The sequence below is a fragment of the Neobacillus sp. BF23-41 genome, from assembly GCF_041106275.1.
This window is the reverse complement of the sequence record NZ_JBGBPR010000034.1, coordinates 1-18,717: the sequence shown is the minus strand read 5'-3', so window position 1 is coordinate 18,717 and position 18,717 is coordinate 1. Positions and strand designations below refer to the sequence as shown.

At 35.1% G+C, this 18,717-nt stretch carries 21 protein-coding genes, 1 pseudogene and 1 other annotated feature; of the genes and pseudogenes, 18 read left to right on the top strand and 4 right to left on the bottom strand.

Annotated features, from left to right (window positions below; all coding sequences use genetic code 11):
• Positions 1 to 259: 259 nt before the first annotated feature.
• A complete protein-coding gene (locus tag AB7942_RS27185) occupies positions 260 to 475 on the bottom strand; it encodes a helix-turn-helix domain-containing protein (RefSeq protein ID WP_088087392.1) in 216 nt (71 codons plus the stop codon).
• A 10-nt stretch (positions 476 to 485) separates the two neighbouring features.
• Positions 486 to 968, bottom strand: a complete 483-nt coding sequence (locus AB7942_RS27180) for a DUF2975 domain-containing protein (protein WP_369449269.1) — start codon at positions 966 to 968, stop codon at positions 486 to 488.
• A 356-nt stretch (positions 969 to 1,324) separates the two neighbouring features.
• On the opposite strand from AB7942_RS27180, the gene AB7942_RS27175 reads away from it, so the two are divergent.
• The 6 genes from AB7942_RS27175 (at position 1,325) to AB7942_RS27150 (ending at position 5,909) form a co-directional block, all read left to right on the top strand.
• Positions 1,325 to 1,651, top strand: coding sequence for a hypothetical protein (locus tag AB7942_RS27175; protein ID WP_369449268.1), 327 nt, complete (start codon positions 1,325 to 1,327; stop codon positions 1,649 to 1,651).
• A gap of 240 nt (positions 1,652 to 1,891) precedes the next feature.
• Positions 1,892 to 2,362 (top strand): hypothetical protein, encoded by a 471-nt coding sequence (locus tag AB7942_RS27170; protein WP_369449267.1) that lies wholly within the window; start codon positions 1,892 to 1,894, stop codon positions 2,360 to 2,362.
• 773 nt (positions 2,363 to 3,135) lie between these two features.
• A complete protein-coding gene (gene mgrA / locus AB7942_RS27165) occupies positions 3,136 to 4,128 on the top strand; it encodes an L-glyceraldehyde 3-phosphate reductase (protein ID WP_369449266.1) in 993 nt (330 codons plus the stop codon).
• Between the two features lie 321 nt (positions 4,129 to 4,449).
• Positions 4,450 to 4,731 (top strand): hypothetical protein, encoded by a 282-nt coding sequence (locus AB7942_RS27160; protein ID WP_369449265.1) that lies wholly within the window; start codon positions 4,450 to 4,452, stop codon positions 4,729 to 4,731.
• Positions 4,732 to 5,041: 310 nt separating this feature from the next.
• Positions 5,042 to 5,527, top strand: a complete 486-nt coding sequence (locus AB7942_RS27155; RefSeq protein ID WP_369449264.1) for a hypothetical protein — start codon at positions 5,042 to 5,044, stop codon at positions 5,525 to 5,527.
• 94 nt (positions 5,528 to 5,621) lie between these two features.
• Complete coding sequence (locus AB7942_RS27150; protein ID WP_369449263.1) at positions 5,622 to 5,909, top strand: SRPBCC family protein; 288 nt, start codon at positions 5,622 to 5,624, stop codon at positions 5,907 to 5,909.
• 247 nt (positions 5,910 to 6,156) lie between these two features.
• On the opposite strand, the gene AB7942_RS27145 is transcribed toward AB7942_RS27150, so the two are convergent.
• Positions 6,157 to 7,254: a molybdopterin-dependent oxidoreductase gene (locus AB7942_RS27145; protein WP_369449262.1), complete on the bottom strand. Its 1,098-nt coding sequence runs from the start codon at positions 7,252 to 7,254 to the stop codon at positions 6,157 to 6,159.
• A 174-nt stretch (positions 7,255 to 7,428) separates the two neighbouring features.
• On the opposite strand from AB7942_RS27145, the gene AB7942_RS27140 reads away from it, so the two are divergent.
• The 8 genes from AB7942_RS27140 (at position 7,429) to AB7942_RS27105 (ending at position 15,398) form a co-directional block, all read left to right on the top strand.
• On the top strand, positions 7,429 to 7,854 hold the full coding sequence (locus AB7942_RS27140; RefSeq protein ID WP_369449261.1) for a DUF7878 domain-containing protein: 426 nt from the start codon (positions 7,429 to 7,431) through the stop codon (positions 7,852 to 7,854).
• Positions 7,855 to 7,885: 31 nt separating this feature from the next.
• Positions 7,886 to 8,716, top strand: coding sequence for an alpha/beta hydrolase (locus AB7942_RS27135; protein ID WP_369449260.1), 831 nt, complete (start codon positions 7,886 to 7,888; stop codon positions 8,714 to 8,716).
• A gap of 156 nt (positions 8,717 to 8,872) precedes the next feature.
• On the top strand, positions 8,873 to 10,069 hold the full coding sequence (locus tag AB7942_RS27130; protein ID WP_369449259.1) for an ATP-grasp domain-containing protein: 1,197 nt from the start codon (positions 8,873 to 8,875) through the stop codon (positions 10,067 to 10,069).
• Positions 10,060 to 10,797, top strand: coding sequence for an esterase family protein (locus AB7942_RS27125; protein WP_168243965.1), 738 nt, complete (start codon positions 10,060 to 10,062; stop codon positions 10,795 to 10,797). The genes AB7942_RS27130 and AB7942_RS27125 overlap by 10 nt, the downstream gene beginning before the upstream one ends.
• 603 nt (positions 10,798 to 11,400) lie before the next feature.
• Positions 11,401 to 11,940 carry a DUF3231 family protein gene (locus tag AB7942_RS27120; RefSeq protein ID WP_369449258.1) on the top strand — a complete coding sequence of 180 codons (540 nt, stop codon included), beginning with the start codon at positions 11,401 to 11,403 and terminating at the stop codon, positions 11,938 to 11,940.
• Positions 11,941 to 12,410: 470 nt separating this feature from the next.
• On the top strand, positions 12,411 to 13,406 hold the full coding sequence (locus AB7942_RS27115) for an aldo/keto reductase (RefSeq protein ID WP_369449257.1): 996 nt from the start codon (positions 12,411 to 12,413) through the stop codon (positions 13,404 to 13,406).
• 278 nt (positions 13,407 to 13,684) lie between these two features.
• Positions 13,685 to 13,899: a binding site (T-box leader), on the top strand.
• A 53-nt stretch (positions 13,900 to 13,952) separates the two neighbouring features.
• Entirely contained in the window at positions 13,953 to 14,555 is a 603-nt protein-coding gene (locus tag AB7942_RS27110) for a pyridoxamine 5'-phosphate oxidase family protein (RefSeq protein WP_369449256.1), read from the top strand.
• Positions 14,556 to 14,951: 396 nt separating this feature from the next.
• Positions 14,952 to 15,398 (top strand): hypothetical protein, encoded by a 447-nt coding sequence (locus tag AB7942_RS27105; RefSeq protein ID WP_369449255.1) that lies wholly within the window; start codon positions 14,952 to 14,954, stop codon positions 15,396 to 15,398.
• A gap of 178 nt (positions 15,399 to 15,576) precedes the next feature.
• On the opposite strand, the gene AB7942_RS27100 is transcribed toward AB7942_RS27105, so the two are convergent.
• Positions 15,577 to 16,308 (bottom strand): response regulator transcription factor, encoded by a 732-nt coding sequence (locus tag AB7942_RS27100; protein ID WP_369449254.1) that lies wholly within the window; start codon positions 16,306 to 16,308, stop codon positions 15,577 to 15,579.
• 337 nt (positions 16,309 to 16,645) lie between these two features.
• On the opposite strand from AB7942_RS27100, the gene AB7942_RS27095 reads away from it, so the two are divergent.
• The 4 genes and pseudogenes from AB7942_RS27095 (at position 16,646) to AB7942_RS27085 (ending at position 18,500) form a co-directional block, all read left to right on the top strand.
• Positions 16,646 to 17,140 (top strand): hypothetical protein, encoded by a 495-nt coding sequence (locus tag AB7942_RS27095; protein WP_369449253.1) that lies wholly within the window; start codon positions 16,646 to 16,648, stop codon positions 17,138 to 17,140.
• 121 nt (positions 17,141 to 17,261) lie between these two features.
• A pseudogene (locus tag AB7942_RS30620) lies at positions 17,262 to 17,369 on the top strand (VOC family protein); the annotation flags it as partial.
• A 175-nt stretch (positions 17,370 to 17,544) separates the two neighbouring features.
• Entirely contained in the window at positions 17,545 to 18,129 is a 585-nt protein-coding gene (locus AB7942_RS27090; RefSeq protein WP_369449252.1) for a nucleotidyltransferase family protein, read from the top strand.
• 179 nt (positions 18,130 to 18,308) lie between these two features.
• Entirely contained in the window at positions 18,309 to 18,500 is a 192-nt protein-coding gene (locus AB7942_RS27085; RefSeq protein WP_369449251.1) for a hypothetical protein, read from the top strand.
• The last annotated feature ends 217 nt before the right edge of the window (positions 18,501 to 18,717 follow it).

Genomic DNA, 18,717 nt, shown 5'->3' with positions numbered 1-18,717 from the left:
GAAATGTTTGCTTATAAATATAAGAGCTTAATGGAGGATTTTATAAACGAAGTAATCACAGTTGATGATTTTGAACGTGAGTATCTAATTACTCAAATCACATCACATTTTTTGTCACTAATATCAATGCAATTCTCAATGGAATTCTCTAATTAAATAACAATAATAAACGCAGAGAAGGGATAGCTTAATCGCTATCCCTTCATCTTTATTTCACTATCTAATCCCGTTGGTTGAAGAAAGTTGTTGTCTGTTTTTATTAAGTGTCTTCGTCGCTTTTGTACTCCAAAATATCACCTGGTTGACAATCTAAAGTCTTACATATCGCTTCTAATGTTGATAAACGAACGGCTTTTGCTTTCCCATTTTTCAGAATGGAAAGATTCGCCATCGTAATCCCAACCCTCTCCGAAAGCTCCGTTACGCTCATTTTTCGTTTTGCTAACATCACATCAATATTAATAATAATTGCCATATCCTCCACCTCAGACCGTTAAATCATTTTCTGATTTTATATTAATAGCTTCTTGTAAAAGTCTTTGGAGAACAGCAGCAAAAACGGCGATCACCAAAGAGGAGAAAATAATGACCAATCCGATTGGTATGAAACTTGGAGGGTCAACTCTTTCCGCCATGAGATAGTAGAGTGGCATACCTAGCAGGTACAAGGTACTGATCGTGATGGCACAGTATTTTATTTTCTTTAAAGCCTTTACCGATAATTCCGAGAACGCTTGGTTCTTATCAATATAGCTTAAAAGTTTAAAAGCTTGATACAGAGCAAAGTAAAAAGGTATCGCTGCCGCATACATATCGATTAAAACGAGAGATTTCATATAAGCAATATCTGGATACAATTTTCCAGCAAAATTCCCGACCTTAGGCACCAAAAATATACACAATGCAAGAACTGGGATTCCTATAAAAATAATAGCTAGCTTTAAAAAGAGTGTCGTAACTTGTTTCATAAAAAGCACCTCGCTTATTTAATGATAACATGATTTTATCATATTGTTTATCGTTTTACAATAAAATCGTATTGTTTTTTATTATATTATTATTGTTATTGAAATAACCTTTTAATTTTGACAAAAATAAAAAGCATTTCTCATTACAAAGAAATGCTCTTACTTTAATATGTTAATTTTACAACTTGTTCAACAAAACTTCCAAATAGTTTAATAAAGTAAATCAACAACGAAAGATAACAGAACCTACATAAAATAAATAATATCCTTCATCGTAAATTGTTTATCGGCAATCCCCATCTAATCTGATATGAAGGTGAAGGTGCGTAGTAAATCAGACTTATGGGAGGCTTAAAATGCAAAGAGCTAATAAATCCGTTATTTCCCTCATATTAGGGATATTATCGATTGTTTGTACTCCAGTTGTGCCAGTTCTAGCAAATTTTCTTTACCCAAACCCTTTATTTTATTTTGGTGGGCTAAGTATTGGATTAATTCTTGCAATAATAGGTCTTTATTTCGCCCGAGTAGGTATTAAAGGAAAAGATATTCATAATCAAAATGCCCAAACGTTTGGTATTGCAAAAGCAGGTAAAGTTTGTTGCATTGTAGGAATATGTTTTAATTTTTTTATATTTGTCCCAATATTATGGTTTTCAATTTTTGGAATTTTCGGACCGTAAATTAAAACAAGATTAAAACAGTTCTTATTGAACTAAGGGGTGCGAGAGTTGAAGAACGGAGCTGTCATTGTGGCAGCTTTTCTTATTCTACTAACGGAGCAGTTTAGCTTAATAAGAGCCCATTAAAAAAATACTTTTTAATTAAGATATTTAGGAATATACATATATCGGATTTTTCACGAAAAATTGGAAATAATAATTTAAATTACTTTTACAGCAACCATATGAAGGATGATAAAGTTGGCGAATGCCCAGATGGATAAATTCGATAAAATTGTTAAAATGACTAAGCGATCAACAGATGCCTTAATCGATTATTGGAAAGAATTTGCACTCTATTCTTCATTTGAATACTGGATGATGGTGGCAATTTTTCTAGTACCACTTTTAATACTATTCTTTAAAATTGATAAGAATAAAATCTTTTTAGTTGGTTTTTTTGGGTATAGCATTCACGTCATATTTGCCTACGTCGATTCATATGGGAAACATTCTGGACTGTGGAATTATCCATTCCCAATAATTCCTGCACTGCCAGGTTTAGCGATAGATTCGAGTCTTGTCCCTGTTACTTTTATGCTAGTTTATCAATGGACTTTAAATAATAAAAAGAATTATTACGTGTATTCCATTATTACAGCAGTAATTTTTTCGTTTATTATTAAGCCCTTACTTGTTGAACTAGGTTTATTTAGAATGTACGGTAAATAAACTATTTACACCTTTTTATTGCTTATCTTTTTGTCCTATTAACTGCAAAATTTATTACGAATGTTTTTTTATGGGCTCAAAAAAAATACATAACTTCAACATAAAAATTTTTGATTTTATTATGGGGTGTTCCCAATGGGGCGAGACTTCTATGCGGGCATATTCAGCTTTATAGTTGGTGTTTTTGCAATTTATATGTTCTTCCACGCAACAAAGGAACGGTTTTTGAACAATAAAACTTATGAGCAAATTAAGTATATAACCCCTTTACCTATCTCCTTCAATTTCTTTCTCATGATTAAACTAGTTACCTTTCTGTGAATGCACCCATAAAAGATAATTGGGAAGAACTATTTTTAGAAAACTGGAATAAAACCCCTTACGCTGATGGTAACGAAATAGAAACTATGATTGATAAAGGTGATTCAGTGTGGATTTATACGGATACTTTGCCTTATACAGGTGAAAAAGACAATTATCCTTTCATAACTTTATTTAAGAGAACCGATTTTTGGCACGGATAAAAATACTTTTTTAAAAAATACGTTTTATATTAATTAATAAATGTATAAACGTAACGGGTAATTGAGTTTAAGAAGGATTGCTGGTTGAGGCGGTCCTTTTTTCTTTTTCGACTAACGGACAGGTTAGTTGATTAAAGGGAATTTAAGGTTGGCAGAAGAATACATTTTTTCTAGGGAGATTTTCTTTTAATAGACATATAAAATCGAACGTATATAATATTACATGTAATCAAAAAGGAGGGGGCTATCATGGTTTACCAAGCAGATCAAACTCGATATGACAATATGAAATACAATCGTAGCGGACATTCCGGTCTTCAGCTCCCAGCCATATCACTGGGCTTATGGCATAATTTTGGTGGTGTTGATACATATGAAAATGGCCGTGCCATGCTTAGACGAGCATTCGATTTAGGTATTACACATTTTGACTTAGCTAATAATTATGGCCCACCGGCAGGATCAGCCGAAGAAATGTTTGGTAGGATGCTAAAAACAGATTTTGCTCCATACCGGGATGAAATGATCATTTCATCAAAAGCAGGGTATTATATGTGGCCAGGCCCTTATGGGGAATGGGGATCAAGGAAATATCTCATTTCAAGTCTAGACCAAAGCCTAAAGCGAATGGGGTTGGATTATGTTGATATTTTCTATTCACATAGACCTGATCCAAACACGCCACTTGAAGAAACGATGGGGGCATTAGACTCAATTGTTCGCCAGGGTAAAGCATTATATGTTGGAATTTCAAGCTACAGTGCTGAACAAACAGATGAAGCAATCAAAATATTGAATCAATTAGGCACTCCTCTTGTCATTCATCAACCTAGCTATTCGATGCTGAATAGATGGATTGAAGATGGATTGCAAGATGTTTTGCAGGAAAACGGTGTTGGATCGATCTCCTTTTGTCCATTAGCACAAGGATTGTTAACCAATAAATACTTGCATGGAATTCCTACTGATTCTAGAGCAGCAAAATCAACAGGCGCATTGGGTACTGATCAAGTAACGGAAGTTGTAATTAATCGTGTCCAGCAGTTAAATGTAATCGCTGTAGAACGTGGTCAAAACCTGGCACAAATGGCCCTAGCATGGGTATTAAGAGGTGGTAAAGTTACATCCGCCCTGATCGGTGCAAGCCGTGTAAGCCAAATTGAAGAAAACGTTGCAGCATTAAATAACCTAGCTTTCTCTGAAGAAGAATTGAATCGTATTGAAGATATCCTAAAAAGCTAAAACTCAAGTAGCCTGCCTGATGTATCAAAACAGGCTTTTTTGTGCCTTAATGCGTTAATCCGATATGCAATAGTATCTATTTTGGAGTGTATAAACCCAATTTATAAATTTGATTTAAATGATAATCAACTGAATTGAATTGAGTATGTGAAGAATTATACTTAAACAAACGGGTGCAAGAGTTGAAGAAAAAGGATTGCTGCGGCAATCCTTTTTCTTATTCGAATATCGGGGCAGGTTAGTTAAACAAGAACGATGTAAATTCATAAATGATTAATGACGTAATTTACATATACTATTAACTATTAAGGAGATGAATAAATGGAAGAAGATTTTTATTTCTCAAAAAAACAATTTATAAGTGGTTTGATGATGCCGAAAAGTATAGGTGGTTTGACGATGAAAAGAGGTGATGTATCACTCGCTAAGATAAATGATGTGTGGGAAAAATACACAGAATCTGTACCAAGAGGAAGAAAACCTTTATCAAAACATGATGATCTAGTTTTGATTGGCTTCGGGAAAGATGTTGAGATTGAACGTGAGCAACTTTCACAACAACAAATAGAAACAATGATTATAGGAATGAAAAATAATCATTAATTCAAAGTACGAAGATGCTTTATTATAGAAGAACAGATACTTGGAAATTAACGGGTGCAAAAGTCGAAGATCCAGCTGCCATACTTGGCGGCTTTCTCATATTGTATTAAAGAAGTAATTTAGTTGAAGAAAGAGAAATGACTCCTTTCTGTCGCTTTTGACATATATTTCGACAGAAAGGTGGCTTATGAAATCCCTCCTTTACCGAAGGATGTGGCAAAAATTACTTTAAGCAACTCTGTGGATTGTAAGTAACCTTGGAGATTTATCCATTGTTATTCAAGACGGTACAACAATGGAAGTGCGTAGAATGAGCAAAATTGGCTACACAATACCATTTGATTCACATAAAATAAAGCAAATTTTAGTTTTGGGGTTGGTAATAATGGAACTTCCAAAAAATATGAGCAATAACAGAAAAGATTTCAGCGAGAAAAAAAGTAATAAAATTTTAGGACTGGAAAAAGAGGTTGCATTAGGGCTTTGGATTCAAGTAATAGGTCAGATCATTGAAATTAAAGGTTTAACAGGGCTTTTGCATATTGAGGAAGATGCAAATACAATAGGTGAACAACAAATACTAACTGGTGTTTGGATTAAGACGATTGGACAAATATTAGAGGCTATTTCTGTATCAAGTCAAATAGGAGAAACAGATTTAATTAAACTGCTGCAAGAACAAAAACTCGCCATCACAGGAGATATGCTTGTGTCAATTGGTTCAGCTTATGAAGTAATCGGAGGAATTCATGTACTTGAAGAGGAAACAGACAAAATTCCTCGCATAGTTCCATAACGAAAATGATCGAACATTTGTAAAAAAAGGAAAATTTACACCTCTGGAGACCATCTCCTTCGATGTTCGCGAAGGCGGACGCTACCGCTACACGATGGTCAACATCGAGACCGGCGAGGAGTATCCCACAGGAGGTGTGTTTCTCGATGTTGTACCATTCGAACGGCTCGTTTTCACCTGGGGCTACCCCGATGATCCCATCGAGAACTCCCCTGTCGTGACCCTAACCCTCACCGCACACGGCGATCGGACTGAGATGATTTTCCACCTGCGATCAAAGCCTGAAGACTGGTTGCGCGGATTCGCCGGTCACCCCGGCGATCAGTACGTGTACGACGGCTGGTCTGACGCGCTTGACAAGATTGTGAAAAAATATACTTAAACAAACGGATCCAAGAGTGAAATAAAGCAACGCAATCGCGTTGCTTATTTTATTTAAAAATACTTTCTGTATAATTCCTGCCTGATACTTCCGCTTTTCACGATTATCCAGATATCGTATTAACCAAATTTCGCAGCGGATAATTAAAAAAAACTTTTATCCCACCTCTTTACTATCAGTGAGTTGGAGAGAAGGCTTAAATAAGTAAAAGCCGTAATTCCAAAAAGACCTTGTATTTTTTACTTGCTCAAAATGTTGCCTCAGCAGGATAGCCTCGTTGTTCCCAGTATCCTTGAATACGAGTGGATGCAAATTCAACACGATTTACCCATTTGATAGATTTGTACCCATACATTTTTGGCACCACCAATCGAAGCGGAAAACCTTGTTCGACGCGAAGCGGCTGATTGTCCATCTTATAAGCTAGAAGAACATCGGATTCCATCGCTTCTTTAAGGGATAAACTTTCTGTATAGACCCCATCAGCAGAATAGAAGGTGATGAATAAAGCTTCTGAAGTGGGTTTTACCAATGAAACAAGCTCGCGGATGTGAATTCCTTCCCATTCCACATCCGTTACCGTCCATCCCGTAACGCATTGGAAATTTTTGATCTGTTTTGTAACAGGTAAAGACGTCAATTGATCCAAGGTAATGGATTTTTTAGTAGTTACTAGACCGTCAATTTTCAACTGGTACTTGTTGAGCGAGACCTTTGGATAGTTGTCTGTCACAGTAAAATATTCCGGAAACACATGTATCCCCGGTCTCGAATCTGTTGATAATTTCTCGCGTGTAGTGAAAAGCTTCGAGAAAGGAGTCATTGAAATTGCACCAATCACTAATCCTGAAACTCCCCATCGCAGAAATTGTCTGCGTTCTGAATCCATTTTTTTCGTCACGTGTGTTTGGGGATATTGTGTTCCGGTGGCTTTGAAGAAACCATGCAAGATAAACCAAATTCCTAAAAGATAAGACAAATTCCCATGCCAAGCGAAGGCAGCCTCTCTTATGCTTGCGGGAAACCAATTGACCTTCCACAAAGAAAATCCAGTTAAAACGATTGCTGTACCAAAAAATATTGGCATAAACCAATCGACTTTTCGTATGCGGTTCACCTTTGGCAACTTCTTCACAATAGGAGAAAATAACGACAGAAAAAAAACGATTCCAAAGAAAATATGAACATCATAAAGGAAGAATAGATACCGTATCAGCCTTACATGAAAAAATGGGATATAAAGAGCAAGTCCTGTTACCATGAGAACTAAAAAGGATACAATGGAATAATGGTGTAGCCATACATAATATTTCGTCCATTTCCCATGAGGAAACCATTTCTTCATTTTTCCCCCTCACAATCATTAATATTTTGTTGAATTATAGCATGGAAAACTTAATAAAGTCTTAAAACATTCTCCAATAAATTTGCTCCCATGGTCTTTTATATCTGGTGGAGCAGGTTAGTGGAAGAAGGAATTGTGATTTTAATGTAGAATATTTCTCTGAGGAGTGATTCTATGGATATAAGATTTTCGTTTGTTTTAGACACAGATGTACCAACTGGACCAGAATATTATGGATCTTTTATGAATGGTTATATAACAGGTAATTTAAATATTTATATAGATGAAAAATTATTTTTCGAAGAACCATTTACCAACCTAGCAGAACTAGGATTGAAACTGGGCAAATGGTTACAAAAGATTCGTAGTGGTGTTAGAGAGAATATGGACTTTGATACCATTGACCATGACGAGGCTATAATCAACTTTCTATATGAGGGTGAAGATAATTGGAGAATTTATTCAATTTGGCAAGAGTTTGAAACAGACAAATACATTTCCACAACTGTATTAGTAGAAGCTGTAACACATTATCTTCACGAATTGAATAAGGAACTTCACTCAATTGATTACTTTGTTACTCTGGATAAGTACCTTTAGTAAGTAATATCAAAGGAGTGAGGAAGGTAAAATGAATCAATCCTATTTTTATTTAAAACTAGAAACACATCAATTACATATGTCTTATAAAAATGAAAAACGTCGCGTGCGTGTTTTATTGCCGAAAAATTATGATAAAGATGAGGCTAAAAATTATCCAGTTGTCTATATGCATGATGGACAAAATGTTTTCTACAGTAGTGAAGCATATAGCGGGTATTCATGGAAAGTTATTCCGGCAATTAAACAAAACCCCGATTTTCCGAAGATGATTGTTGTTGGGATAGATAACGCTGAACAAGATCGAATTAATGAATATACGCCTTGGAAAATTACTGAAAGCCCACTTCCTGAAGATATTGAACTAGGTGGAAGAGGCGCGGAGTTTGCTGAGTTTGTCATGACAGTCGTGAAGCCGTTTATCGATAAGCAATACCGAACTAAATCGGATAAATATCATACAGCGATGATTGGCAGTTCACTTGGAGGAAATATTTCGGCTTTTATGGGTATTGAATATAAAGATCAAATTGGTGGTTTAGGCATTTTTTCTTTAGCCAATTGGATTACAAGTAAAGCCTTTGACAATTATTTTGCTAGAAAAGAGTTGGATCCTGAACAACGCGTGTACATTCAAGTTGGGACTCAGGAAGGCGATGATGCCGATCGACAATTGATGTATGGTAATATGAAGCAGGCATATATCGATTGCTCGCTTAAGTATTATAAACAACTGATAAAAGGCTCTGTTCCAATTGATAGCATTCGTTTAAATATTTTTGCGGATGAAGAACATAATGAAAAAGCTTGGGCAAAACACTTGCCAGAATGTTTACGTTTCTTAAGTGAGAAGTGGTCTTGAATGAACTGAATAATTATATTTGACTGAATTTGATCATGGGGGGAATCTATCACTTTTTTTGAATATTTTTGGAAGTTTAGATTGATTATAGATTGAAATAATTTTATTTTAGTCGTGAAAATAATGAATTTTTTGATTCTGAAAGGAGCTTTTTTTATGAATTATATTTTGATATCACCATATTATCCAGGTAATTTTCAGTCATTTGCTCATCGTTTAAAAGACGCAGGTGTCAATGTTTTAGGAATTGGCGAAGAGCCATATGACCAATTAGGTTCCGAATTACAAAACTCTTTAACGGAATATTATCGTGTGAATAATTTAGAAGATGTAGATGAAGTGAAACGTGCTGTTGCATTTTTATTTTATAAACATGGTCCAATTGACCGCATTGAATCCAATAACGAATACTGGTTAGAACTTGATGCGCAGTTGCGTGAGCAATTTAACGTGTACGGCAATAAAACGAATGACTTGAAAAAAGTTAAGTATAAATCTGAAATGAAGAAGCTGTTTAAAAAAGCAGATGTGCCTGTTGTAGAAGGAAGAATCGTTAAAACTAAAAAGGAGTTATCTAATGCCATTGATGAATTAGGACTGCCAGTTATCGCTAAACCGGATAATGGAGTTGGATCAGCTGCAACCTTTAAATTAAGTTCAGAAGAGGCTGTACGTCATTTTGAAGAAGAATGGGGAGAAGCACAAGTGTACTTCTTAGAACCATATGTCGAAGGAGGCGTGCTTTGTACATTTGATGGTTTAGTGGATCAGAAAGGGAACATTGTTTTCCAAACAAGCTTTACATATAATGTGCCAACTCTGGAACTCGTTAATGGTCAGTTGGATTTAGCTTATGTGATTCAAAAAGAAATTGATCCAAAGCTCGAAACTTATGGAAAGGCGATTGTGAAAGCTTTTGGCATGAAAGAACGCTTTTTCCATATTGAGTTTTTTAAATTAGAAAATGGGGATTATGTTGCACTTGAATACAATAACCGCTTGGCTGGCGGCTACACGATTGATATGTACAATTTCGCTTACACCATTGATTTATTTGCTCAGTATGCTTCTCTTGTGACAGGAGGAGAATTTAAGGAGTCCGATGCCGAAAACCAGTTTTGTGTCGGTGTAACACAGCGTGATGCGTATGAGTATAAACATGATACGAATGCTATTTATGAACGATTTGGCGACCGTGTGAAGTTTGAACAGCGCATGCCAGATGCGTTTGCGGAACTCCAAGGAAATCAATTTTATGCGATTAATGCAGATTCGCATGAAGAAGTGGATGACATTATCCATTTTGTACATGAACGAAAAAATTTGGGAAAGGAGATTTTTCTATGCATATAGAACAGTTAAACCATTGGAGTGGCGAATTAGGACGTGAAATGCTGTTGAACAGATATGGACACAGTGGCATGCCAATCGTAGTTTTTCCTTCATCTGGAGGGACGCATTCTGAATACTATGATTTTGGAATGATTGATGTGTGTCATGACTTTATTGAATCCGGAAAAGTTCAATTTTTTACATTGGCTAGTATAGATAGCGAAAGTTGGCTGCACGACTCAAAACCGGCGCATGACCGTGCATTAGCTCATGAGGCATATGACCGTTATGTGATTTCAGAAGCTATTCCATTTATTAAACATAAAACAGGTTGGTTTGATCCAATGATGACAACGGGGTGTAGTATGGGGGCATATCATGCGTTGAACTTTTTCTTGAGACATCCGGATGTCTTCCAAACAACCGTTGCACTTAGCGGTGTTTACGATGTGCGTTTCTTTTTTGGGGATTACGGAAATGATCCGCTTGTATACGAAAATTCACCGAGTGATTACATATGGAATCAAAATGACGGCTGGTTTATTGATCGATATCGTTCAGCAGATATCATTATTTGTACCGGGCTGGGTGATTGGGAACAGGATGGGCTACCTTCATACTATACATTAAAAGAAGCCTTTGAAGAAAAACAAATTCCAGCATGGTTTGATGAGTGGGGCGAAGATGTTTCGCATGATTGGATTTGGTGGCGACGCCAAATGCCGTATTATTTAGGAAAATTACTTTAATAAAATGTCAAAAAAACATCAGTACGGTTGAGTCGCTGGTGTTTTTTGACAGGGGATTTATTGATTTTTAGGTAATAAATAATTGATGTCGTATTAAAAGTAGCAATAAAGTGGTAATAAACACTTAAATGTGGTGATAAAAAGGCAATAAAATAACAATATACTGTCGTCGTTAAAAGAAACCCATATAATATATTATGGACAATATTCTCACAAAACATATAAAACCATTTAATATAAAAATAGACACCTTCGGTGTCTATTCAGGAGACAAAAACCCCACTATTCATAAGTTCTTCGCTTTATTAATTTGAGTTAGAGTATGCATCGTCCACGAAAATAAATATTTAAAACGAGGTGCTGTCCTATTCTTGGACAGCTCTTGATATTTTTCGGTTGGAAGATTGTGAAGGAATGTACTTACACTAACGGGTGCAAGAGTTGAAGATAAGGATGCCTTATTTGTAGGGCAACTTTTTTCTTTTTTAGGCTGAAATTTACTAAGTATACATAATTTCTGAAATGTTGGTGGTACCCATCTGAATAAAAAATCTTACCGTACAAACAATATGTATGAATACTACCAACTCAGGAGGGTTTCGCATGGTGAATATATTGGAAACTGTCATTGATACTATGAAATCACTGACAGTTCAAGACGAAGACCAACCACTTCATGTTGGAGAAGTGATGTCATGCTGGATTTACTTAGCAGGACTTGAATTAGCTAAAGTATCTGTGCAAACAGGTATAAATACCACGGAAGATGAAGAATTAAAAGCAATACTTGAAGAAGATATGAAATTAGGTACCAGTCAAAGAGAACGACTCCATGATTTCATGATTAAGGAAGGAATTCCGCTACCTCCTGCCCCTGCAGATATGCCTAAATCAGACCCTAATAGTATCCCTCTTGGAGTTAAATTAACGGATGATGTGATAGCAAACGAATTATCATTAAAAATCGTAAGCTTAATTATGCGTGCAGCTGGTGCTGCCTCTGAATCGATTCGTACAGATGTTGGTTTATTGTTTATTCAGTTTCAAACAGAAAAATTTGCTTTCGCAACTAGATTAAAACATTTAATGCGTAAACGCGGATGGATTAAAGTACCACCTTTTTACGTTCCACCTGGTTCCTAGTAACCATTAAGTTAGGGGTAACGTAACTAGTTGCATTTGGGATATATTTGAAATTAAAAAATTAAAGAGTGTTATTTCGAAGATAGTTGGGTATTTTCCAAGGAAAGAAGAATTATTTAGTTTTATGTATGATTAATCTTTGTTAGGCTAACGGGTGCAAGAGTTTAAAATCGGAGCTGTCATTGAGGCAGCTTTTTTTTTGTGAACTTAAGTGCAGATTAGTTGAAGAAAGATAGACAATTTAAAGGGAAATAGTGCTAATAAAAAGAAGTTTATGCTCGTAAGTTAATGAAGGGGTGTAGTGAAGCTTTTATTAAATCCATATATTTCTTACTTAAAATTTCTACTATTTTTATATTACAAATTACTGAATAGTTATAGACCTGTATTTGTATTATTTTCCAATAGAATAACAGTACAGACTGCAGGGTAGTAAATATTGGATTGAAGAATATAAGGGGGATTTGACAATGAAAAAAAGAGTAATTGGTAATAAAGGTCCTTTAGTTTCTGAGATTGGTCTCGGTTGTATGGGGATGTCATGGCTATATGGTAAAGCTGATAGAAGCGAAAGCATTGCAACAATCCACGCGGCACTTGAGGGAGGCATTACACTCTTTGATACAGGGGATTTCTATGGCGATGGACACAATGAATTACTTCTACGTGAAGCATTCCAAGGAATCCAACGGGAAAATGCGTTCATTTCAGTAAAATTCGATGGCAAGCTACACTCTCAGGGCAAGAGTCATCGGGAGAGTGATAACCACCCTCATACAGTAAAGAATTTCCTTGAGGATACCCTACTGCGCCTAGGTGTTGAATACATCGATCTTTATCAACCAGGCACAGCCTGCATCGATCCCAACGTACCAATTGAAGAAACGGTTGGTGCAATTGCCGATATGGTAAAGAAGGGATATGTGCGTTACATTGGTCTTTCTGAAGTAGGAGTGGATACAATTCGTCGCGCACACGCTATACATCCTATTAGTTGGCTGCAAATGGAATACTCACTATTTAATCGGAGCATCGAATCAAATATCTTGCCAACTCTACGGAAATTAGGTATTTCGCTTTCGGCTTATGGTGTTCTCTCAAGAGGTTTATTGAGCGGTACATGGTCAAAAGATCGGGTTCTAGGTTGGGATGATAAACGCAGTAATGGTCCGCGGTTTGCCAACGAAAATATTGAAAAGAATTTAGCCCTTGTAGAGGCATTGCGTGAAATTGCTGAAGAAAAGCAAGTAACCATTGCGCAGATTGCCATCGCATGGGTTTTATCCAAGGGTGAGGATGTTATCCCATTGATTGGTGCAAGAACGCAGTCTCAACTTCATGTTTCAATCGGCGCAGTTGACCTGAATTTAAGTTCAGACGAACTTTTACGAATTGAAGAAGCCGTACCTACAGAACTCGTCGAGGGCGAATACTACCCGGTACCACGGAAAAAATGGTTCTGTTAACAAATTTTTAATGAAGCAAAGGTGTTAAAATGAAGAATGACTAATTTCTTGTTGAACTACCATGAAAATAACTTTCTTCACCATTACGGAGCTTTAGTTATAAAGGATCGTCTTTCGACGATTTTTTTTGTGAGTGAAAATTGAAAATGTCTATTCTCATATAAAAGATTGTAAAGAAATGCACTTAAAGTAACGTGGCAGGTTAGTTAAAGAAGAAATAGAAAAATATGGTTGACATATTTTAGATCACATAATAAAATTAAGAAAATTTCAAATATTAAAACGCAGTGACTGGGAGCTTTAAGGAATGTTTATTGTTTAGAGAGCTGTCGGTTGGTGAAAGACAGTCAATAAAGTCCCCAACTCAACCACGAGTGGTGAGACTGATATGTGGTCTTAACGGTTGACATCCGTAATCAGTTATAAAGTGGATTTGTTTAATAAGCAAATCAAAAAGAGTGGTACCACGAAGTTAAAGCCTATCGTCCCTTATGAGATGGTAGGCTTTTTATTTTAAACAATAGTTTCAACAAGGAGGAATATTTTATGGGAACAGTTTATTCATCGATACTTCCAAACCACGTAGAATTTATAAGAAAGCAACGAATTTTTTTCGTTGGTACAGCACCTCTCTTAGAAGACGGACATGTTAACATTTCCCCAAAAGGTCATGATGTAATGCAGATATTTTCTCCAACAGAAGTCGCTTATTTAGATTTAACTGGTAGTGGAAATGAAACAAGTGCACATTTAAAAGATAACGGTAGAATAACATTTATGTTCATAGCTTTTGAAGGTCCCCCGATGATTTTGCGACTTTATGGAAAAGGTAAAGTGATATTACCTGGTACACCTGAATGGGATGATATGTCAAAGCATTTTGACATCCTTCCTGGTACTCGACAAATTATTCATGTAGAGATAGAAACGGTAAAAACATCATGTGGATTTAGTGTGCCATTTTATTCATACAATGGTGAACGAGATACTCTTCAACAGTGGGCTGCTAATAAAAGCGAAGAAGATTTAGAAGAATACCGTAAAAAGAAAAATTCTATAAGTATGGATGGGATAGTTACACCTATAGGAGATAGAATAACTAAAAAGTTCTTGTTAAACTACCATGAAAATAACTATCTTCAAGATTAGAAAAATGACAATGCTTAAGAAGACCCTGCTCAATCGTAAAAAAAAGAGGAGAGCGATAATTAATAAGTCTATGGATTAGGGTTGACTGGATAAAGGTCAGTAACAGTTTTGACACTTCCTAACCATTTTCATTCTCTGTGGTGCAGCACTGATTTTGTGATGCATGGATGGCTAACGGGTGCTTATGTTAAACAAAGGGTCGCTCCGGCGACTTTTTTTCTTTTTTCACTAACGGAGCAGATTACTTGAATATGGATGGGTAAAAATATGCGATACCAAACTAGGTATTGTATTTTTTTATAACTGATATTCAACTCTTTTGTGTTAATGCCTATACAAATTCTAATGTCACTAATATAAATAGTGTAATCTTTATGAAAGAAAGGAAGGAGTATAATGGGGGTTGAACCACATAAAGCACAACAGTCAGTTTTTATGGCTGCTGCCACCACTTCACAAGAAGTGGGTCCTGCAGACATTACACAAATTATGTATCCAGATCAAATACTTGATTTGAACAATGAATATAACCCAGGTACATCGACATTTGAGCCAAAACAAGATGGAGTATATTTTATAATAGCAAGACTTGCTTATGTTCCTGATGTTGGTAGAAATTATGGTGTGAAGATGTTTATCATTATTAACGATGAAAATGTAGCAGATGCTGATAATGATTTTTTTGGTGCACCATTGACAAATAATAATCATGTGAGTGTTTCTACTTTAACTCAATTATCTAAGGGTGATAGAGTACAAATTTTTGCCCAAGCTATCACTGATGGTAATACTGATCCTGACCCATCTCTCACGCATTTTGAAGCAATTAGATTCCCATTATGAATGTATATGAATAAGTTCAATATAAAATAATTAGTAACTTTGGTGGCTTTTTTCTTATTGAATTAAAGGGGCAGATTAGTATTACAAGGATTGAAGCCTTATTGAGGGGTTAATTTAGCACCAAATGAATTGAAACATTATTGGTTTAAAATACTTAAGGTGTTGTGAAATTTGTAACTCAATCCGAAATTTTGTCATTATCTTTTGGCTCCTCCAATTTATAACCAATTCCACGAAGTGTTTTGATATAAATTGGTTTTTTCGTTTCCTCTTTAATTTTTTCTCTTAAACGCGAGATATGTACATCAACAATTCTAGGAACGCCAGAAAAATCATAATTCCAAACAGCGTTGAGTAATTGTTCACGCGTTAATATTCGGTTCTTGTTTTGAGCCATATAGAGGAGAAATTCAAATTCCTTAACTGTTAACTCTAGGAGATTTTCTTGAAAGTAGGCTTCAAATTTCTCAGGATATATTTTTAATTTACCAATTATTATTTTCGTCTCATCTTTTCCATTGTCATTAGCAGCTACTGTTTGAATCTGAGTCCTTCTAAGGAGGGCTTTTACTCTTGCCAGGAGTTCTCTCAGGCTAAATGGTTTTATCATATAATCATCAGCGCCAAGCTCAAATCCTAATATTTTATCAAGTTCATCATCTTTAGCAGTAAGCATTAAAATAGGAGTCATGATCTTTTTTTGTCTAAGCTGCTTGAGTACATCCATTCCATTTAATAGTGGAAGCTTTAAATCTAATACGATAATATCTGGTGACTCGGTTTCAGCTAGTTTTTTTCCCTTTTCACCATCCATGGCCGTTATAACTTCAAAACCAGCTTGCTCCAAATTATATTGAAGCAAAGTAACTATCGACTCTTCATCATCGACAACAAGTATTTTATTTTTCATATTATCCCCCACTATACAAGTTACACCCATATTAAATAAAGAATACCTATTGTCTAATAATCATATTCTGTGAAACATTATCTAATGCCTTGCCCTTGAATTTCTAAGTTATGTTGCTGGTGATGCTATTGATGAAATTACAGGAATATGGTCATATGCTGTTTTCATTTTCGAAAAAAGAATAGTTTATTCGTTTCGTGAAGACAATTTAGAAACGACAGGTGAATACTACATGGAAGGGGAATCTTAATTGGATTTCTTCTTTCACTACCATGAAAATAAATTTCTTCAAGATTAGAAAAATGGCAATTCTAAACAAGTCCCAAGGAGAGATACTTTGAGAATAATTAGAGAAGCAAGAAGCGAGGATATGAAAGTAGTCTATATGATGGGTTATGACGTTTGGGGAGAGAATATGCTTTCTAAAGATTATTTAACTATGTGTCAAGATTCCAGTAAGTACAAGAGGGGAAAATGGTATGTATTAGAAGAAACAGATACAAAAGAGTTGTTGAGTTCACAAATTGTATATGAGCTAAATCCTTCAGAAAACTTAATAGTAAGAGGGATTGGTTCTATCGCCACTCCTTTACATTTAAGAAAAAAAGGGTATGCTTCATTATTAATTAAAGCAGTGATAAACGGTTTGGAGCAAAAAGAAAATTGTAATAATTTTTTCCTTTACAGTGAAATTGGGTCAGACTTTTATAAAAAATTTAATTTTATAGAAATACCTGCATCTAAGCAAAAATATAAGGATAGTATATGTATGTATTATTCAAAAGAAAATCATATTGAGTCCATATCTTTTAATATTCCTAACTATTTTTAAAAGAATTCATTGTTAATCTACCATGAAAATAAGTTTCTTCAACATTAGAAAAATGACAATACTTAAGAAGACCCTGCTCAATCGTTAAAAAAAAGAGGAGAGCAATAATTAATAAGTTTTTTCTTCTGAATGGTATGTAAACAAATTGGGGGCAGAGTTAAGTAATAAAGACGAAGACAAAGCAATTCTTAATTTTGCGAACCAAAGTATTTTCCATATATGGAGTGAATTAAGTCCAATTTTCAAAGAAAAATATCTTATCTCGCAATAGAAAAGACTATTTTCTTTTTGAGATAACGGGTGCAGGAGCTGAGTGAGCAACTCCTATTTGACTAACTGACAGGTTAGATCAATAAAAATACCAATGTACAATAATTCCTTACAATAAGGAGATATTTAGAAGTATGGAAAAATATGAAGATACCTTATTAGAGATTGTAAATAAAAGTGAACCTTTAAGAAGGGTATTTAAGGTTCTGCAACACTCAGAACTCCCTTTTGATTACTATATTGGTGCAGGATGTATTACAAACACTGTATGGAACTACCAATCTGGTTTTCCTCTTAAATATGGTATTTCTGATGTGGACGTAGTGTACTATGATGGAGAAGATTTGAGTCCAGAGAGCGAACAAAAGTATAGGGATGAATTGGTATGTAAACTAGGAGATTTTCCATTTAAGCTAGATGTGAAAAATGAGGCAGGAGTTCATTTATGGTATGAGAAAAAGTTCGGCTTTTCAATTAAACCATATAAATCACTGAAAACTGCTATAGATAGCTGGCCAACGACAGCTACTGCTTTGGGTATTAGAAAAGAGCAAACTGGTTCATATAAGATTTATGCTCCTTACAAATTGGATGAAGGCGAAGATTCTTGCAGTGGTTGTTCAATTACCCAAGAAAATGAAAAAATAACGGCAACCATAACTTGGAATGATAAAACTGAAACCGTAAATTTAAAAAATAATGAGAAGATACTTCATTGATCTTCATTTACTCGCTTTCCTTTTATCAACTGATTAGTTTTATTTTGACAACAACTGGACTGTTTTAACTAGTCCTTTTTCATTACTCTTATTTAACTAAAGAAGCAGGTTAGCTGAAGAAAAGCAAGGTAATTCTATCTCACTATTTGTAGTTATTTCGATGGAAGGACAAATTATCAATGGGAATGACATACGAAGATTGTAAAAAAGTTATTAGAAATATGGAAGAAAAACTTAATTACCACAAGGTGTTAGCCAAGTACACAAAACAAACAGTAAAGTTAAAAAAACATCAAGCTGACATAATATACTGGGAAGAAGCTATACAGCAAGCAAAAGAGGATTTTGGCTCTGTATACGATAATATATGAAACAGAAGAACGGTTCTTCGACTTACGGAAGCAAGAGTTTAAGATCGGTAGCTATTTAGGTAGCTTTTTTTTCTTGTTCCACTAACGGTCAGGATAGTTGAAGAAGGATTTTATAAAGATTAGTTGAATTTTACTTAATTGAAAAAATACCATTGGAATCAAAAACTGCTGCCATAAAAAGGAGATGTTAAAATGAAATACTTGTGTTTGGGTTACT

Excerpts from the sequence above, each read along its gene's own strand:
- AB7942_RS27185 (WP_088087392.1), bottom strand. The coding sequence starts at position 475 with ATGGCAATTATTATTAATATTGATGTGATGTTAGCAAAACGAAAAATG.
- AB7942_RS27180 (WP_369449269.1), bottom strand. The coding sequence starts at position 968 with ATGAAACAAGTTACGACACTCTTTTTAAAGCTAGCTATTATTTTTATA.
- AB7942_RS27175 (WP_369449268.1), top strand. The coding sequence starts at position 1,325 with ATGCAAAGAGCTAATAAATCCGTTATTTCCCTCATATTAGGGATATTA.
- mgrA (WP_369449266.1), top strand. The coding sequence starts at position 3,136 with ATGGTTTACCAAGCAGATCAAACTCGATATGACAATATGAAATACAAT.
- AB7942_RS27160 (WP_369449265.1), top strand. The coding sequence starts at position 4,450 with ATGGAAGAAGATTTTTATTTCTCAAAAAAACAATTTATAAGTGGTTTG.
- AB7942_RS27155 (WP_369449264.1), top strand. The coding sequence starts at position 5,042 with ATGAGCAAAATTGGCTACACAATACCATTTGATTCACATAAAATAAAG.
- AB7942_RS27150 (WP_369449263.1), top strand. The coding sequence starts at position 5,622 with ATGGTCAACATCGAGACCGGCGAGGAGTATCCCACAGGAGGTGTGTTT.
- AB7942_RS27145 (WP_369449262.1), bottom strand. The coding sequence starts at position 7,254 with ATGAAGAAATGGTTTCCTCATGGGAAATGGACGAAATATTATGTATGG.
- AB7942_RS27140 (WP_369449261.1), top strand. The coding sequence starts at position 7,429 with ATGGATATAAGATTTTCGTTTGTTTTAGACACAGATGTACCAACTGGA.
- AB7942_RS27135 (WP_369449260.1), top strand. The coding sequence starts at position 7,886 with ATGAATCAATCCTATTTTTATTTAAAACTAGAAACACATCAATTACAT.
- AB7942_RS27130 (WP_369449259.1), top strand. The coding sequence starts at position 8,873 with ATGAATTATATTTTGATATCACCATATTATCCAGGTAATTTTCAGTCA.
- AB7942_RS27125 (WP_168243965.1), top strand. The coding sequence starts at position 10,060 with ATGCATATAGAACAGTTAAACCATTGGAGTGGCGAATTAGGACGTGAA.
- AB7942_RS27120 (WP_369449258.1), top strand. The coding sequence starts at position 11,401 with ATGGTGAATATATTGGAAACTGTCATTGATACTATGAAATCACTGACA.
- AB7942_RS27115 (WP_369449257.1), top strand. The coding sequence starts at position 12,411 with ATGAAAAAAAGAGTAATTGGTAATAAAGGTCCTTTAGTTTCTGAGATT.
- AB7942_RS27110 (WP_369449256.1), top strand. The coding sequence starts at position 13,953 with ATGGGAACAGTTTATTCATCGATACTTCCAAACCACGTAGAATTTATA.
- AB7942_RS27105 (WP_369449255.1), top strand. The coding sequence starts at position 14,952 with ATGGGGGTTGAACCACATAAAGCACAACAGTCAGTTTTTATGGCTGCT.
- AB7942_RS27100 (WP_369449254.1), bottom strand. The coding sequence starts at position 16,308 with ATGAAAAATAAAATACTTGTTGTCGATGATGAAGAGTCGATAGTTACT.
- AB7942_RS27090 (WP_369449252.1), top strand. The coding sequence starts at position 17,545 with ATGGAAAAATATGAAGATACCTTATTAGAGATTGTAAATAAAAGTGAA.
- AB7942_RS27085 (WP_369449251.1), top strand. The coding sequence starts at position 18,309 with ATGGGAATGACATACGAAGATTGTAAAAAAGTTATTAGAAATATGGAA.